The sequence below is a fragment of the Paenibacillus sp. FSL R5-192 genome (genome assembly GCF_000517845.1).
In the GTDB taxonomy this organism is placed as follows: Bacteria; Bacillota; Bacilli; order Paenibacillales; family Paenibacillaceae; genus Paenibacillus; species Paenibacillus amylolyticus.
On sequence record NZ_ASPR01000014.1, the window covers coordinates 670,396 to 686,405 of the forward strand.

Consider the following 16,010-nt stretch of genomic DNA (forward strand, 5'->3'; position numbering starts at 1 on the left):
GATTACACTGTTTAACCGAGAGGAGGTGAAAATAAAATGTCGATTGTATATCAAATGGCATCCACAGCAACTGTAAAAGCAACAGGAGCAGGTCAGACAACCGGAGCACAATCGAAAGGTTCAGCTGCAGGTGCTAGCGGTGAATTTCTCCAAACTCTTGCACAATCGCTATCTGGAGGAAACACAGAAGGTGATAGTTCAAGCGCTACTGGAAGTTTAACTGCCAATCCGTTGTTGTTTTCCTTTGCTACAAGTGAAGAAGGAGAAGCGGCATCAATCACAGCTATACTGAATTCGTTGTTCACGGACTTGGATTCACTTGACGAAGCTTTGGAAAATGACCCAGCTCTACTTGCAGGTATGCAAACTCTGATTCAACAGATGTATACACAATTAACTAATCCTTCAGGTACTAATGCAGAAGGTTCCGACGAGTCTTCGAACGGAGCGGAAAGCGTAAAAACAGTACCCGCAATTGAACTGTCGCAGCATCCGGCAGCAGTACGTTTTGTTCTGCAAGATATGCTTACACAATTAGTAGCTGGAATGAATGATCCTGAGAGTAACGTTGCGAAGAACGCTCCTGAATTCAAACATTTGTTACAATCTCTGCAGAGTCAGCTTCAAGAGGCTGGAGTGGATACCACTAGTAACAAAGGATGGACTGAACTGAAATCCATACTGGATACATTGACTGCAGTTAAGGATCAGATTGCACAGGTCGCTCCAAGTACTAGGCTTCAAACATCCAAACAGGATTCGGTCGTACCACAAGTTCTTGTTGCGGCAGTGGCGAATTCTGGAACCCAAGTGAAAGCTGAGGTTGAGACAACATCTACTTCAAATGCAGGTGGAGAAGTGGAACACTCAACCATCATTACTGCAGGAGAGCTGTCCTTGCGTTCATCAGGTACTACAGCAGGAAAACCGGCTGAACCTGTAATGCAAACATCACAGTTTGCCAAGGAAATGACACAGTTTGTTGTTAATAAGCTGGATATTGTCCAGCAAAAGGGATTTTCCGAGGCGACCATCTCACTTCGGCCTGAGCATCTAGGTAAATTGGATGTTCAAATTACCTTGCAGAACGGGCAGTTGGTTGCACGGTTTATGACTGAACATACGATGGCTAAAGACATGCTTGAACAACAAATGACGCAGCTACGTTCTTCACTTCAAGCCCAGGGAATTCAAGTGGAACGACTTGAGGTTACCCAGAACAGTTCAATCGGATCACAGATGTATCAGGACGGAGGCCGTCAGCCGGGAAGTAACTCTCAGCAACAACGCCGTTCGCGTGAGCGTGAGGAACAATCGGATGATGCTATAGCTACAGCAGGGATTCAAGAAGAATTGCGTAACTGGCGTAGCGAGCAAGTCGAAGGAAACGAATTACAGAGAGATACGTTTAGTGCTGAGGCTTAAATAGAAATGAGGTGAGTAAATGGCTAATGAAAATGTTTCAATGAATAATACCTGGCCGAACTATTCGGCAGCCAATAAAGCAACCACAAGTGCTGCAACAAAAGAATTGGGTAAAGATCAGTTTCTAAAAATCCTGATTACCCAGCTGCAAAATCAAGACCCGATGCAGCCAATGGAGGATAAGGAATTTATCGCTCAAATGGCACAGTTCAGCTCAGTGGAACAACTGGTCAATATTTCTACGCAGCTTAAAACATTGAACCAGTCCCTTGGTGCTGTATCCGGCATGATTGGCATGGAGGTAAGTTGGCTTTCTTCTAATAAAGATGATAACGGAACTCTTCGTCAGGGTATTGTAGATTCCATCATTGTAAGAGATAGCGTTCAATATGCAAAAGTGGGCAACGACGAGATTAAGCTGGATGAGATCATTCAGGTGAATTATCCAAAACAGGCAGAAGAGAGTCAAACTCCGGTACAGAACGTTCAGGATGTAACTCCTGAAACGAACGAGAGCCAGGAAGTTGAATCATCCGCTGAAACGGGTGATACAGAAGATAGCGGGAAAACGATATGAGTGATCGCATAACGGTTGGACAATTATACGCAGGCCCGATTACACCGAATATGCTTCAAAGACCCAAAACGGGAGAAGCTTCGGCTATACCCGAAAAACCTTTTGCAAAGGTGCTGGAAGATAATCTTCTGAAATTGAGCAATCATGCTGCCAAACGATTGGAACAGCGTGGTATTGAACTCAAGACCGAGCAAATGGAACAGATTGGTTCTGCTTTGGACAAAGCTGCTGCCAAAGGAGCCAAAGAGTCATTGATTTTAATGCAGGATATGGCTTTTATCGTCAATGTCAAAAATCGTACTGTGGTTACCGCTATGGATAGTGAAAGCATGAAGAATAATGTGTTCACTCAGATTGATAGTGCCGTAATCATTTCTTGACCGGCTGGCCCTTCTCGGGAGCCGGAATGCCGCTGACCGACTGATGCGGTAACCAAATGAAGACTGGGAGGATTTTTAAAAATGTTGAAATCAATGTACTCAGGCGTTTCCGGGATGCGGGGTTTCCAAACAAAACTCGACGTAATTGGTAACAATATTGCGAACGTAAACACGGTTGGCTTCAAAGGCAGTCGGGTTATGTTCAAAGATATTATGAGCCAAACTACGGCAGGGGTAACTGCCCCAACTGATGCTCCATCTGGTGGTGTGAATGCAAAGCAAATCGGTTTGGGTGTATCTGTGGGATCTATAGATACACTGCATCTCGCAGGAAGCCCAATGACTACAAACAATCCGACAGACTTACGTATTAACGGAGATGGCTTTTTTCTTGTCTCCTTGGGTGGAGATCAGGAAATTCCTTACTTGACACGTGCAGGGGATTTCCATGTTGATGCTGCTCGAAATCTTGTAACTTCAGATGGTTTGTTCGTCTTAAGTAGTGAGGGAGAGCCCATTACAATTGGGGATGATGTTGTTTCATTCACAATCGGACAGAACGGTATGATTAATCAGACAATGGCTGATGGAACAATCGAAGGCGATACTCAAATTGGAATAGGGAAGGTAGTTAACCCTGAAGGATTGGAAAAAATAGGGGGTAACCTATACCGGATGACAGCTAACGCAAATCCTGACGGTACTCTTGATCCTTTAACTGCGAACAGTGCTGAGGACGGAACAGGAGCAATCATTGCTGGACAACTCGAGATGTCTAACGTGGATTTGACAGGAGAGTTTACTGAGATGATTGTAGCTCAACGTGGATTCCAGGCAAACTCCCGGATCATTACAACGTCGGATGAAATACTTCAGGAAGTTGTTAACCTGAAACGTTAATAACTGATTAATGAATTTTTAAAACGTGGGGGAGCTTGCTCCTCCCACTCTGATTAAGGGGGCTTAGCATGATTTCGGTTACGCGGTTAAATGGTTCTCCCATGTGGTTAAATGCGCTGATGGTTGAAATTGTGGAAGAGACGCCGGATACGTATATTACTCTGGTAACTGGAAAGAGACTGATTGTGCTTGAAAAAGCCGCTGACGTTATTTCCAAGATTAAAGATTACAACCGTGAAATCGGGGTTCAGGCAGCCACTATTAAAGTGCAGCAAACGGAGGAATCCTGATGAAAAAAATGATGCCCTGGCTTGCAACAATGTTGCTGGCGATAACACTCATTGTGGTGGTTGTGTTTGTATTTATGCAAGGACAGAACGGGAATAAGGACGACACACATACGGCGGCAGCCTCAGAAGCTAAGAAGATGACTGCGGATGAAATTGTAGAGGTTTCCTCTGAGCTTGGAGAAATTAAAACCAATTTGGCTGATACGGATCATGTTGTAGTTGTCAGCTTCTCATTCAAGTTGTCAGACAAAACAGCCAAAGAAGATTTCGAGAAAATCAAAGAAATTACAGTGAAGCCTATTATCATTCAGACGTTTGCGGATACAAAGTCTGAGGAGCTGGCTACAGCGAAGGGCCGCGTACAATTTAATGAGAGATTGACGGGACTAATTAATGAAGCTTTACCTGAAGGTAAGTTGAGCAGCACCAGTTTTTCAGCTTTTGTAATGGCGCCAATGTAAATGAACAGAACACGCTGTAGACCTGTAAGGGGGTGAGAACATGGTGGATGTATTATCACAAAATGAGATTGACGCCCTATTAGCAGCCCTTTCTTCTGGTGAAATGGACGCAGAAGAATTGAAGAAGGAAGAAACTCAGAAGAAAATCAGATCGTACGATTTTAAGCGGGCAGTGCGTTTTTCCAAAGACCATATCAGAAGCTTGACTCGTATTCACGAAAACTTTGCACGCTTTCTCACCACTTATTTTTCAGCCCAACTGCGGACGTTCGTTCAAATCAATGTCGTTCAGGTCGAACAGTTGCCTTATGATGAGTTTATCCGTTCTATTCCTAAGATGACGATATTGAACATTTTTGAAGCGGAGCCACTACAGGGACGAATGGTGATGGAAGTCCATCCAAACGTGGGATATGCGATGTTGGATCGCCTGCTTGGTGGAACCGGAATTGCTCCAACCAAGATCGCATCCATGACGGAGATTGAGACGACCATCATGGAGCGGATATTCAGCCGAGCATTTGAAAGTTTGCAGGAAGCATGGAAGACTGTGTTGGATATTTCCCCAAGGATGGAAGCGCTCGAGACCAATCCGCAATTTATGCAGATTGTATCTCCCAATGAGACCATTGCTCTGATCTCGCTCAGTACCAAAATTGGTGACACGACAGGCATGATCAATCTATGTATACCGCATGTCGTTCTTGAACCTATTATGTCACGGTTGTCAACTCATCAGTGGTTTGTTTCGGAGAAGAAAACGAGAGCTCCGGAGGAGTATGATGCTCTAAAAGAGCGTGTAAACAAAGCCAAGTTACCAATCGTTGCGGAATTGGGAGAATCGAGAATTTCAATTGCAGAATTTCTGGGTCTGTCCGTTGGCGATGTCATTACGTTGAACAAACCAGTTGATGAGGGACTTTCCATTAAAGTGGGTGACAAACTGAAATACATGGGCAGTCCGGGGACAATCAAAGACCGTGTGGCTGTGCAAATAGACAAGATTGTCACCGAAGGAGTTGAAGAATTTGACGAGTAAGGATTATTTATCCCAAGAAGAAATCGATGCTTTGCTCAGGCAATCGGAATCGATAAACAGCTCGGAACCCGCTGAAAAGACGGTTGATGATTTTTTGACCGAGCTGGAGCAGGATGCCTTGGGGGAGATTGGTAACATTACATTTGGTAGCGCGGCAACAGCCTTATCCACGCTATTAGGCCTCAAAGTAGATATTACAACACCTAAAGTTTCTATCATTAGTCGAACGCAGTTTGAAGAAGCTTTTCCTAAGCCACATGTTGCCGTTCATGTGAATTACGTGGATGGATTCGAAGGTATTAACTCACTTGTTATCAAGAAGAGAGATGCCCAAGTCATCGCTGATTTGATGTTGGGTGGAGAAGGAAATCCGGTCGATGAAGAACTGAATGAAATCCATATTAGTGCAGTACAGGAAGCGATGAACCAGATGATGGGTTCCTCTGCAACCTCAATGTCCACGATTTTTAATCGTTTTGTGAATATTTCCCCTCCGGGAATCGATATTCTCAATCTGGAGAGTGGAGAGGGTGTAAGTAATCTTCCAGCAGATGAGACACTTATCCAAGTTTCATTTCGTTTGTTAATCGGGGATCTGATCGATTCCAATCTGATGCAGTTGCTTCCAGTACATTTTGCCAAAAGCATGGTAGATATGCTGATTGGAGGCGCTCAGGAGTCAACTGCCAGCGCACCAGTGGCATCAACACCTGAACCTGCGCCAGCAGCTGTACCAGCAACGCCACCACCGGTTGCGGAGCAGCCGCCCGTTCAGCACCAACAGGCTCCACAGGCTCCACAACAGCCTGCTCAGGACTATAACGGATATGGACAGGCCCCGATGGGTATGCCTCAAGGAATGCCGCCACAGCAGCCGTATGGCATGCCACCGCAGCAACCTTATGGTGCACCTCAACATTACGGTGGAATGCCAAATAGGAATGTTAACGTACAACCAGTTCAATTCGCCAATTTGCAAAATGGGGCGTATGGTCAGGTAGACGAAAACAATTTGAATTTATTGATGGACATTCCCCTTAAGGTCACCGTAGAATTAGGAAGGACCCAGAAGCAAATTAAAGATATTTTGGAACTGTCACAGGGTTCGATTGTCGAACTGGATAAGTTAGCCGGGGAACCTGTCGATATTTTGGTGAATAACAAACTGATCGCCAAGGGAGAAGTTGTCGTTATTGACGAAAACTTTGGTGTTCGTGTTATAGATATCGTTAGCCAATGGGACCGAATTCAGAAATTACAATAAGCACAATTTAGGGAGGACTTGAATCAAGATGGCAAACCGAATTTTAGTCGTAGACGACGCTGCATTTATGAGAATGATGATCCGGGACATTTTGTCCAAAAATGGATATGAGGTTGTTGGTGAGGCACAGGATGGCTCACAAGCAATTGAGAAATTTAAAGAGCTTCGTCCAGATCTAATCACAATGGATATTACGATGCCTGAGATGGACGGCATTGCAGCTTTGAAAGAAATCAAGAAGATTGATGCTAACGCTAAAGTAATTATGTGCTCCGCGATGGGTCAACAAGCGATGGTAATCGACGCTATTCAAGCAGGTGCTAAAGACTTTATCGTTAAACCGTTCCAATCTGACCGGGTTATCGAAGCGATCAGCAAGACACTGGGCGTTTAAGAGACATGATGATGGCTCAGGGTGATATTCCAGGAGGAGCTGGCGTGGGAAGTAATTATTATTTACAGCTTGTATGGGTGATTGTTGTCCTGGCCGTCATCCTGGCCCTTATTGTTTATCTGATCCGTTTTCTAAACAAAAGGAATCAGCAAATGTTCCGGCACGGCACAATTCGTACCCTGGGCGGAGTTGGACTGGGGCAAAACAAGTCATTGCAAATTATGGAAATTGGTGGATATGTATATCTGCTTGGTGTAGGTGAAGACATCCAGTTGATAGATAAGGTTTCGGATCTGGAAGAGGCCCAAAGAATCATTGATTCCTTCGAACGAGATGCTGCTGCACAACAAGGAAATCTCTCACCTCTCATTGCCAAGCTCACAAAACGTTTCCGTAAAGAAGAACCGCCGCGGGAAATGGAACTAGAGGACACAACTTCTTTTCACGAAATGTTTGAATCCAAACTTCGGCAGATGCCTAACCGTAAAGAGAAGATGGAAAAGCTCCTGGATAAAGACAATACTACAGATCGGTCGAGGGATTCATGAAGAAAAAGATTTGGTTAGCGTGTTGTTTATTAGGACTTATCAGTCTGGCATCTGTAACGGTTGCCTTTGCCGAACCCATTCCGAATATTGATATTCAGATTGGAAACGGTGATGGAGGAACACCAAGCACGAGTTCACTGTCCATCATTCTGTTAATTACGGTGCTTAGTATTGCTCCAGCAATGCTTGTACTGATGACCAGCTTTACTCGGATTGTGATTGTGCTCGGTTTTATACGTACATCTTTGGGTACACAACAAATGCCACCCAATCAGGTGCTGGTCGGTTTGGCGCTATTTCTGACACTTTTCATTATGTCGCCGACATTGTCTTCCATAAATCAGGTAGCGCTTCAGCCCTATCTCCAGGGAGAGCTTACGCAAACAGAGGCACTTGAAAAAGCAGCGGATCCCATGAAGAAATTTATGTTTAGTCACACCAGAGAAAAAGATCTTCTGCTATTTATGAAGTACAATCAGACTGAACAACCAAAGACCTATCAGGATATCCCAATTACTGTTATGGTGCCGGCATATGTAATCAGTGAGTTGAAGACAGCATTCCAGATGGGGTTTATGATTTTTATTCCGTTTCTGGTTATAGACATTGTTGTCGCGAGTACACTCATGGCAATGGGGATGATGATGCTTCCGCCGGTCATGATCTCATTACCTTTCAAAATACTGCTCTTTGTCCTTGTGGACGGATGGTATCTGGTTGTCAAGTCACTGTTACTGAGTTTTAACACTTGATCCGGAAAGTTAAAGGAGGACGGTCATGACTTCGGAATTTATTATCGGTCTGGCCGGGAAAGCGGTATACACGTCATTGCTGGCCAGCGCACCTATGCTTATACTAGCTCTGGTTGTAGGACTTGCAATCAGTATTTTTCAAGCGACAACTCAAATTCAGGAACAAACATTAGCTTTTGTGCCCAAGATTGTTGCCGTACTTCTGTCAGTACTTTTGTTTGGACCTTGGATCTTAAATATCTTGGTCGATTTCACGTTTAACATTCTCGATAATCTATACAGATACATAGGGTAGGCTTTAGCAGATGGAGACATTGTTGCAAAGTTTCCCTGTCGCTCTGCTTATGTTTTGTCGAATCACATCATTTTTTGTAACTGCGCCAGTTTTTTCGGCTCGAAATGTGCCGGCTTCAGTTAAAATAGGTATCTCTGCATTTGTCACATTATCTGTCTATCTGATTTACGGAATAGACCAGACCGTACCCACAGACCTGAGTTATGTCTTATTGATCATCAGAGAGATTCTAATTGGCCAGCTTTTAGGTTTTGTGGCTTATCTGTTGATGACGGCTGTTCAGACTGCGGGGACCTTTATCGATCTACAGATCGGTTTTGGTATGGCCAATGTATACGATCCAATGACAGGTGCTTCAGCTCCACTTACGGGTAACTTGAAGTATGCATTTGCTATGCTTCTGTTTCTGACAATGAATGGTCACCATTATTTGCTGGATGCGATAGTTTACAGTTACCGGTGGGTACCATTATCTAATGTGTTTTTCCTACGGTTGGCAGATGGAAGTATTGCTGAATTTTTGATTCAGACCTTAGGTCAATCATTTATGCTGGCTTTTCAGATGTCGGCTCCGATTGTAGTTGCGTTGTTTTTGACGGATGTTGGATTGGGTTTTTTGGCCAAAACTGCTCCTCAATTTAATGTATTTGCAGTTGGGTTGCCGCTTAAGTTACTCGTTGGTCTTGCTATTTTGCTTTTGCTGGTTCCCAGTTTCTCCTTTGTATTTAGTCAATTGTTCGAAGCGATATTCAGATCGATGGAAAAATTGCTTGGAACCATTGGACAAAGGCCCGGCTGAGTGAAACGGAGGAAAAGACACGGATGAAACTTCAACTCGACCTCCAGTTGTTTTCAGGGGAGAAGACGGAGAAAGCTACCCCGAAAAAGAAACAGGATACACGAAAAAAAGGACAGGTTGTAAAAAGCGCTGAACTATCTGGCGCATCCATTCTCCTAATCGTGTTTTTGATCATGATGGTATTCAGCAATTTCTATAAAGAACGTATAGTTCGTCTGTTTACAGATATCTTCATCAATCGATTGAGTATGGATATCACCGGAGAGAATGTGATGGCGCTTATGATGCGCTATGGCATTGAAGTTTTGTTATTGATCGCTCCCGTTTTGCTGGGTGCGTTACTGGTTGCTTTAATCGTTAACTACATGCAAGTTGGTTTTCTTCTTGTAGGGGAAGGTTTGAAGCCAAAACTTGAGAAACTGGACCCGATTAAAGGTTTCAAAAATATATTCTCTCTCCGCTCATTAGTGGAATTTGCTAAATCCATTTTGAAAATGTCGCTTATCGGTTATCTCGTTTACAGTACAATTAAAGGCTACCAGTCAGATATTGCTTCACTTTCTCATTTTTCATTGGATGCTATTTTACATTTCGCTGCGTCGATCACTTTAAGTCTTGGTATCAAGATTGCAGTGGCATTAATGATACTTGCGATATTTGATTACATGTATCAGAAGTATGACCATGAGAAGAAGATTCGTATGTCCAAGCAAGACATCAAAGACGAGTACAAGAAAATGGAAGGTGATCCGCTGATCAAAGGTAAAATCCGGGAACGCCAGCGTCGTATGGCTATGCAGCGTATGATGCAGGAAGTGCCAAATGCGGATGTAATCATCACGAACCCGACCCACTTTGCGGTTGCGCTAAAGTATGAAGGTTCCGAGATGGAGGCACCACAGATTATTGCCAAAGGTCAGGATTATGTCGCCTTGCGTATTAAGGAAATAGCCAAAGAAAACGGTGTTATTACGATGGAAAACAAGCCGCTGGCACGGGCATTGTTCCAGAGAGCCGAGATTGGTGACGCTATACCGGCCGATTTGTTTCAAGCGGTAGCTGAAGTGCTGGCTTATGTATATAAACTAAAGGGCAGAACGAAATAAAAGGGGATCGGAGGCCGTACATTCATTGAAGATTAAAGATATAGCTGTCCTTGCGGGTATCATTGGCATTGTGTTGATGATGATTCTTCCGATCCCAACCTGGCTGTTGGACTTGTTGCTGGTCGTTAATATTTCAATTGCACTGATGATACTCCTTGTTGCAATGAACAGCAAAGAAGCGTTGCAGTTTTCTATTTTTCCAGCTTTGCTGTTGATCACTACACTATTCCGACTGGCTCTGAACATTTCGACTACCAAGCTAATTCTTGGTGAAGGGGATGCTGGAGCTGTAGTTGCTACCTTTGGTAGCTGGATTGCTGGAGGACAGATTGCAATTGGATTTATCGTGTTTTTGATCCTCGTTGTCGTTCAGTTTATCGTTATTACAAAGGGGTCTGAGCGCGTAGCTGAAGTTGCTGCCCGATTCACCCTTGATGCGATGCCTGGTAAACAAATGAGTATTGATGCGGATCTGAATGCGGGTCTGATCAACGAGCAACAAGCTCGTGAGCGTCGTTCCAAAATTGAACGTGAAGCCGATTTCTATGGAGCGATGGATGGAGCAAGTAAATTCGTAAAAGGTGACGCAATTGCAAGTATTATCATCCTCCTGATCAATCTCATTGGTGGATTTATAATCGGTATGACTGTGCATGGGATGGCTTTTGCAGATGCAATGTCAACGTACTCTGTACTGACTATCGGAGATGGATTGGTAAGCCAAATCCCGGCTCTGCTTATTTCCACAGCAGCAGGACTTATCGTCACCAGAGCGTCTTCAGAAGGAAACCTGGCAGATGATATTACGGGGCAACTGTTTACATATCCAATACTAATTTATATCGTAGCTTTCGTTATTGCCATGCTCGGTTTCTTCACACCAATTCATGTTATTACTACGCTTCCGTTGGCAGGTGTCTTGGCATATGCCGCGTGGCGTATGCAGAATAATCTGAATTTGAAACAAGTAGCGGAAGAACAGTTGGAAGAAGAACAGCAGATTGAAGAGGTTAGAAGTCCTGAAAGTGTAATTAACCTGCTTCAGGTGGACCCTATTGAGTTTGAATTTGGTTATGGTTTAATACCACTTGCTGATAATCAGCAGGGTGGGGACTTATTGGATCGGATCATTATGATTCGGAGGCAGTGTGCTCTTGAACTGGGGTTGGTCGTTCCGGTTATACGGATTCGAGATAATATCCAGCTCAGACCCAATGAGTATGTTATCAAAATCAAGGGTAATGTGGTAGGTGGCGGAGAACTGTTGTTGAATCATTACCTTGCCATGAGTCCTGGCTATGATGAGGAGTCTGTGACAGGTATTGAAACGACGGAACCTGCTTTTGGACTTCCGGCACTATGGATTGATGAAGTAACCAAAGACAGAGCCGAACTTGCAGGATATACGGTCGTTGATCCGCCTTCCGTTGTGGCTACACATCTGACGGAACTGATTAAGAAACATGCGCATGAGTTACTTGGAAGACAAGAAACAAAAGCACTTGTGGATAATCTCAGAGAGAACTATTCTGCCCTTGTGGATGAACTGATCCCTTCTCTACTTTCCATTGGTGATGTACAGAAAGTGCTTGCCAAGTTATTGCGTGAGAAAATATCTATTCGAGATATGGTTACCATCTTCGAGACACTGGCTGACTATGGTACGTATACGAAAGATCCTGATGTGCTGACTGAATACGTCAGACAATCCCTCTCACGTCAGATTACTCAGCAGTTCTCACAGAAAGGTGAGACACTTCGAGTGATCACGGTTGGACCTGGTCTTGAGAAGAAAATTGCTGAAAGTGTGCAACAATCGGATCAAGGCAGTTATCTTGCGCTAGACCCTGTATCTACACAAAGTGTATATCAGAAGCTCAGTGAACAAGTGAACCGTTTGATTCAATCAGGTCAACAACCTGTTGTATTAACTTCTCCAACCATTCGGATGTATCTGCGTCAGGTTATTGAACGTACTATGCAGGACATTCCTGTGCTTTCCTACAGCGAGTTGGAGCCGAATGTTGAAATTCAAAGTATCGGGGTGGTGAACTTATGAGAGTAAAACAATACGTTGTTGAGACCATGCCCGAAGCTATGCTTCAAATTCGCAAAGACCTGGGAAGTGATGCCGTTATTCTGTCCACCAAAGAGATTAAGGTGGGCGGTGTAATGGGAATGTTTCGCAAAAAACGGATCGAAGTTGTAGCTGCAGTGGATAAGGAAGAAAACAAGCAAACAACAAAGCCAGTACAAAATCAATTCACGCCTGTACCTCGTGCATTTGTACCTGAGGCTTATCGGCAAACAGCTCGTTCGTTTGTTGCGGCTTCTGATGAGTCGGTGACAACGAATACAGCTGATCAAAGTGTACAGGACCAATCTGCGGCTGCACCGTCTGTGTTTGAATCGCGTAATATCGGTTCAAACATAGACAGCGGCTCAGGTTCTTCGAGCACGGATCATAAACCGCGACCGCAAGGGGCGGATTTTTCGGGTTCAACAACTGCTCCGAAGCCAACAGGTTCAGACCTGCAGCAGGATAAGTTAATGACTGAATTGCAGGATCTTAAACAGATGGTGACCAGGCTTTCAAAGCAAGGTACTTCTGCGGACCCTGTGCCAGAGGAACTGCATACGATCCGAGAACGTTTGACAGAACAAGATGTTTGGCCTGAAGTATGGGAATCCTGGTTTGATTCAATTCAAGCAAAATGGTCTGAGAATGGATTAAAAGAACAAGATGTAGAGCAAATAGTGAAGCTTGAGGTTATGCACTTTTTGGAGCAACGTATTGAAGAAGGCATTCTTCCTACCACGCGAATCGTCTATGTAGCTGGACCAACCGGTGTAGGGAAAACTACGACAATTGCAAAATTGGCTGCTGAACAAATGTTCGAAAAACAGCGTAAAGTTGGATTCATTACATCAGATACGTATCGGATCTCGGCGGTAGAACAGCTTAGAACGTATGCATCTATACTGAATGTTCCACTTGAGGTGGTGCAATCGCCTGGTGATACACAACGTGCCATTTCTCGATTAGAGAATTGTGATTTGATCTTTATGGATACAGCGGGTAGAAACTACAGAAATGAATTACTTGTTTCAGAACTGCAAAGTTTGCTTGCTCCTGTAGAGAATAGCGAAACCTTTCTGGTCATGAGTATGACTTCCAAAAGTGCTGATATGGTGCAGATCACGGAACATTTCAGTAAATATGGACTGGATAAGGTGATTTTCACCAAAATGGATGAGACTGGGAGCTGCGGTCCGCTATTTAACTTGTTACACCGTTTTCCACTCAAGCTCGCATATGTGGCAAATGGACAAAATGTTCCGGATGATTTGTTGAAACCAGATGCAGATTCGTTGTCCAAACAGTTGCTGGGAGAATGGTCACAATGAAGGATCAGGCAGCTACACTTCGAAGTATGGTCTCCGCGCCATTGGAAATGGAAGGCATTGAGCGAGATATTCGATCCTCGAAAATCATTACTGTGGCCAGTGGTAAGGGAGGTGTTGGCAAATCCAATTTCACACTGAACTTTGCCTTGGCATTGCAGGCTTTGGGGCAAAAGGTACTTGTATTTGATGCCGATATTGGAATGGCTAATATTGATGTTCTTATGGGTACGTCTTCTTCCTATAATCTTTACCACCTGTTGTACCGACAAAAATCCATAAGGGAAATCATACAACTGGGTGCCAGTGGCTTGCCTTACATTGCTGGAGGATCGGGCATGAAAGAGTTGTTCTCATTGTCTGATCGTGATCTGGAGTTTTTCGCCAGTCAAGTCGAGGATATTGCCCAGGAAATGGATTATGTCATCTTTGACACTGGGGCAGGACTCTCCAGAGAGAATATGAAGTTCATCGGTGCTGCTGATGAATGCCTGATTATAACTACACCTGAACCGACTTCAATAACCGATGCTTATGCTTTAGTCAAAGTTATGCACGGCCAGGAAAATGCTACACCCTTTCGGATGATCGTTAACCGGGTGGAAGACGAACGAGAAGCGGAACGGGTGGCAGAAAAAATAGCTGGAGTGGCGAGGCGGTTTTTGCAGACGGATATTCCGCTGCTTGGGTATATTTCAGAAGACGCCCAGGTAGTCAAGGCGGTTAAAAGGCAAATGCCCTATAGTCTGGCTTATCCCAATGCCAAAGCCTCTAAAGATATAGAGAAACTTGCTCTTCGTTATCTGGCTGTACCTGCAACTCCGGGATCCGGAACCTTGACAGGAATCAGGGGATTTATGAATAAGTGGCTTAAACGAACAACATGATTTCTGAATAAAGGAAACAGGGGTGACACAACATGGCGGCGTATCAAGTATTGGTTGTCGATGATTCCGCTTTTATGCGTAAGATTGTTACGGATTTGATCCAAGCGGATCCGGAATTCAAGGTTACGGCAACGGCATCAAACGGTAGAGAAGCGATTCAAAAATCACTAGAATTGAAACCCGATATTATTACAATGGACGTTGAGATGCCCGAAATGAATGGGTTGGATGCATTAAAATCAATTATGAAGGAATCTTTCGTTCCTGTGATTATGCTCTCTGGTATCAATGAACAAGGCATGAAAGAAACCATTATGGCGCTTGAAGCCGGGGCATTTGACTTCATTCGCAAACCATCTATTTCACATGACCAGGATATTGCTCAAGTTGGTAAAGCCTTGGTTGAGCGCATGCGTGCTGCGATGAATGAGGTCAAAAGAAAAGCTGATCGTGAGTTATCCATGAAAAATAGAGACATGTTGCGAGGAGCAGTTGCTCCCCCAACTCAGCCAGTGCAGAAAGAACTGCCGGCTAGGGATCGAGCGGAGCCTGTAAAAAAAACGATCGAACCTGTCGAGACGATTCAACGCTCTCTTCGAGAGCGGACTGAAGCCTTTCAGGCCAAAGCCAAGAAACCAATTGAACCATTGTCACCTTCAAAACCAGGTCGCGTAGAGAATAAACCGGAGCCTTTGCCAAAGGCTGAGCGTAATTTGGGCACGAAGGCAGAAAAAGCAGTGAGGTCAGCTAATCCAGTACAGACTCCAAAGGAAGTTCGACTACCTAATGCAGCTAGAGTGGCAGCTGATCAAATAGCGGCAACTTCTGCCTCTGCAAAAGCCAAGGATGTAATCAAGCCTAATCCTGTTCCCAAAGGTGGAGGAGGGCTGGAAGGACCATTCAACAAACTTGTGGCAATAGGTTGTTCTACGGGTGGACCGAGGGCTCTCAAGACATTGCTCGAGCAGTTGCCTGCTGATTTGCCTGCACCGGTCATTATTGTGCAGCATATGCCGCCCAATTTCACACGTTCTCTGGCTCAACGATTGAATACATTCAGTCCACTGCATGTGGTTGAAGCTGAAGAGGGCATGGTTCTGAAAAAAGGAACCGCCTATATAGCACCCGGCGGATTCCATGTGAAAGTTAACAAAACAGCAGACGGGAAGTTTATCGTGAAGTTGACTGAAGATCAACCAGTGAATGGACATAGACCTTCAGTGGATACGATGTTTGAGTCACTTCTACCGTTTACATCTTTACAAAGGCATCTTGTTTTGCTAACGGGAATGGGAAGTGATGGAGCACGTATGATGAAGCGATTATACGAAGCTGGAGTTACATCAACCTTTGCCGAGAATGAAGAAACATGTGTTGTATATGGTATGCCGCGTTCTGCTGTAGAGCTGCAATGCGTTCGTCATCTTCTGCCATTGCAGGAGATTGCTTCTAAACTTGTTCAAGCAGTGAAATAACGGAGTGTAACTC

General features: G+C 44.3%; 18 protein-coding genes. All 18 read left to right on the forward strand.

Annotated features, from left to right (window positions below):
• Positions 1-36 precede the first annotated feature (36 nt).
• The 18 genes from C161_RS11345 to cheB all read left to right on the forward strand — a co-directional run bounded on the left by C161_RS11345 (position 37) and on the right by cheB (position 15,997).
• Positions 37-1,425 (forward strand): flagellar hook-length control protein FliK, encoded by a 1,389-nt coding sequence (locus C161_RS11345; RefSeq protein ID WP_051449694.1) that lies wholly within the window; start codon positions 37-39, stop codon positions 1,423-1,425.
• A 19-nt stretch (positions 1,426-1,444) separates the two neighbouring features.
• The gene (locus C161_RS11350) at positions 1,445-2,002 is read left to right on the forward strand and encodes a flagellar hook capping FlgD N-terminal domain-containing protein (RefSeq protein ID WP_017689182.1); all 558 of its coding nucleotides are present in this window, start codon (positions 1,445-1,447) and stop codon (positions 2,000-2,002) included.
• The gene (locus C161_RS11355; protein ID WP_036609362.1) at positions 1,999-2,382 is read left to right on the forward strand and encodes a TIGR02530 family flagellar biosynthesis protein; all 384 of its coding nucleotides are present in this window, start codon (positions 1,999-2,001) and stop codon (positions 2,380-2,382) included. The genes C161_RS11350 and C161_RS11355 overlap by 4 nt, the downstream gene beginning before the upstream one ends.
• A gap of 81 nt (positions 2,383-2,463) precedes the next feature.
• Positions 2,464-3,282: a flagellar basal body rod protein FlgG gene (gene flgG / locus C161_RS11360; protein WP_036609361.1), complete on the forward strand. Its 819-nt coding sequence runs from the start codon at positions 2,464-2,466 to the stop codon at positions 3,280-3,282.
• 68 nt (positions 3,283-3,350) lie between these two features.
• Positions 3,351-3,572, forward strand: coding sequence for a flagellar FlbD family protein (locus C161_RS11365; RefSeq protein WP_017689179.1), 222 nt, complete (start codon positions 3,351-3,353; stop codon positions 3,570-3,572).
• Positions 3,572-4,033 (forward strand): flagellar basal body-associated FliL family protein, encoded by a 462-nt coding sequence (locus C161_RS11370; RefSeq protein WP_036609360.1) that lies wholly within the window; start codon positions 3,572-3,574, stop codon positions 4,031-4,033. The genes C161_RS11365 and C161_RS11370 overlap by 1 nt, the downstream gene beginning before the upstream one ends.
• 40 nt (positions 4,034-4,073) lie before the next feature.
• Positions 4,074-5,072 carry a flagellar motor switch protein FliM gene (gene fliM / locus C161_RS11375; protein WP_036609359.1) on the forward strand — a complete coding sequence of 333 codons (999 nt, stop codon included), beginning with the start codon at positions 4,074-4,076 and terminating at the stop codon, positions 5,070-5,072.
• Positions 5,062-6,336, forward strand: a complete 1,275-nt coding sequence (fliY, locus tag C161_RS11380; RefSeq protein WP_036609358.1) for a flagellar motor switch phosphatase FliY — start codon at positions 5,062-5,064, stop codon at positions 6,334-6,336. Before fliM ends, fliY begins: the two co-directional genes overlap by 11 nt.
• Positions 6,337-6,364: 28 nt before the next feature.
• Positions 6,365-6,730, forward strand: coding sequence for a response regulator (locus C161_RS11385; RefSeq protein ID WP_017689175.1), 366 nt, complete (start codon positions 6,365-6,367; stop codon positions 6,728-6,730).
• A gap of 11 nt (positions 6,731-6,741) precedes the next feature.
• Positions 6,742-7,278, forward strand: coding sequence for a flagellar biosynthetic protein FliO (locus tag C161_RS11390; RefSeq protein WP_156946118.1), 537 nt, complete (start codon positions 6,742-6,744; stop codon positions 7,276-7,278).
• Complete coding sequence (gene fliP / locus C161_RS11395; RefSeq protein WP_036609355.1) at positions 7,275-8,030, forward strand: flagellar type III secretion system pore protein FliP; 756 nt, start codon at positions 7,275-7,277, stop codon at positions 8,028-8,030. Before C161_RS11390 ends, fliP begins: the two co-directional genes overlap by 4 nt.
• A 25-nt stretch (positions 8,031-8,055) precedes the next feature.
• Positions 8,056-8,325: a flagellar biosynthesis protein FliQ gene (gene fliQ / locus C161_RS11400; protein WP_017689172.1), complete on the forward strand. Its 270-nt coding sequence runs from the start codon at positions 8,056-8,058 to the stop codon at positions 8,323-8,325.
• 10 nt (positions 8,326-8,335) lie between these two features.
• Entirely contained in the window at positions 8,336-9,124 is a 789-nt protein-coding gene (gene fliR / locus C161_RS11405) for a flagellar biosynthetic protein FliR (protein ID WP_036670369.1), read from the forward strand.
• A 23-nt stretch (positions 9,125-9,147) separates the two neighbouring features.
• Positions 9,148-10,230 carry a flagellar biosynthesis protein FlhB gene (gene flhB / locus C161_RS11410; protein WP_200869420.1) on the forward strand — a complete coding sequence of 361 codons (1,083 nt, stop codon included), beginning with the start codon at positions 9,148-9,150 and terminating at the stop codon, positions 10,228-10,230.
• Between the two features lie 25 nt (positions 10,231-10,255).
• A complete protein-coding gene (flhA, locus tag C161_RS11415; protein ID WP_036670372.1) occupies positions 10,256-12,289 on the forward strand; it encodes a flagellar biosynthesis protein FlhA in 2,034 nt (677 codons plus the stop codon).
• Positions 12,286-13,638: a flagellar biosynthesis protein FlhF gene (gene flhF / locus C161_RS11420; protein WP_036670374.1), complete on the forward strand. Its 1,353-nt coding sequence runs from the start codon at positions 12,286-12,288 to the stop codon at positions 13,636-13,638. The genes flhA and flhF overlap by 4 nt, the downstream gene beginning before the upstream one ends.
• Entirely contained in the window at positions 13,635-14,522 is an 888-nt protein-coding gene (locus tag C161_RS11425) for a MinD/ParA family protein (protein ID WP_036670376.1), read from the forward strand. Before flhF ends, C161_RS11425 begins: the two co-directional genes overlap by 4 nt.
• A gap of 32 nt (positions 14,523-14,554) precedes the next feature.
• Positions 14,555-15,997, forward strand: a complete 1,443-nt coding sequence (gene cheB / locus C161_RS11430; protein WP_036670377.1) for a chemotaxis-specific protein-glutamate methyltransferase CheB — start codon at positions 14,555-14,557, stop codon at positions 15,995-15,997.
• Positions 15,998-16,010: the final 13 nt, after the last annotated feature.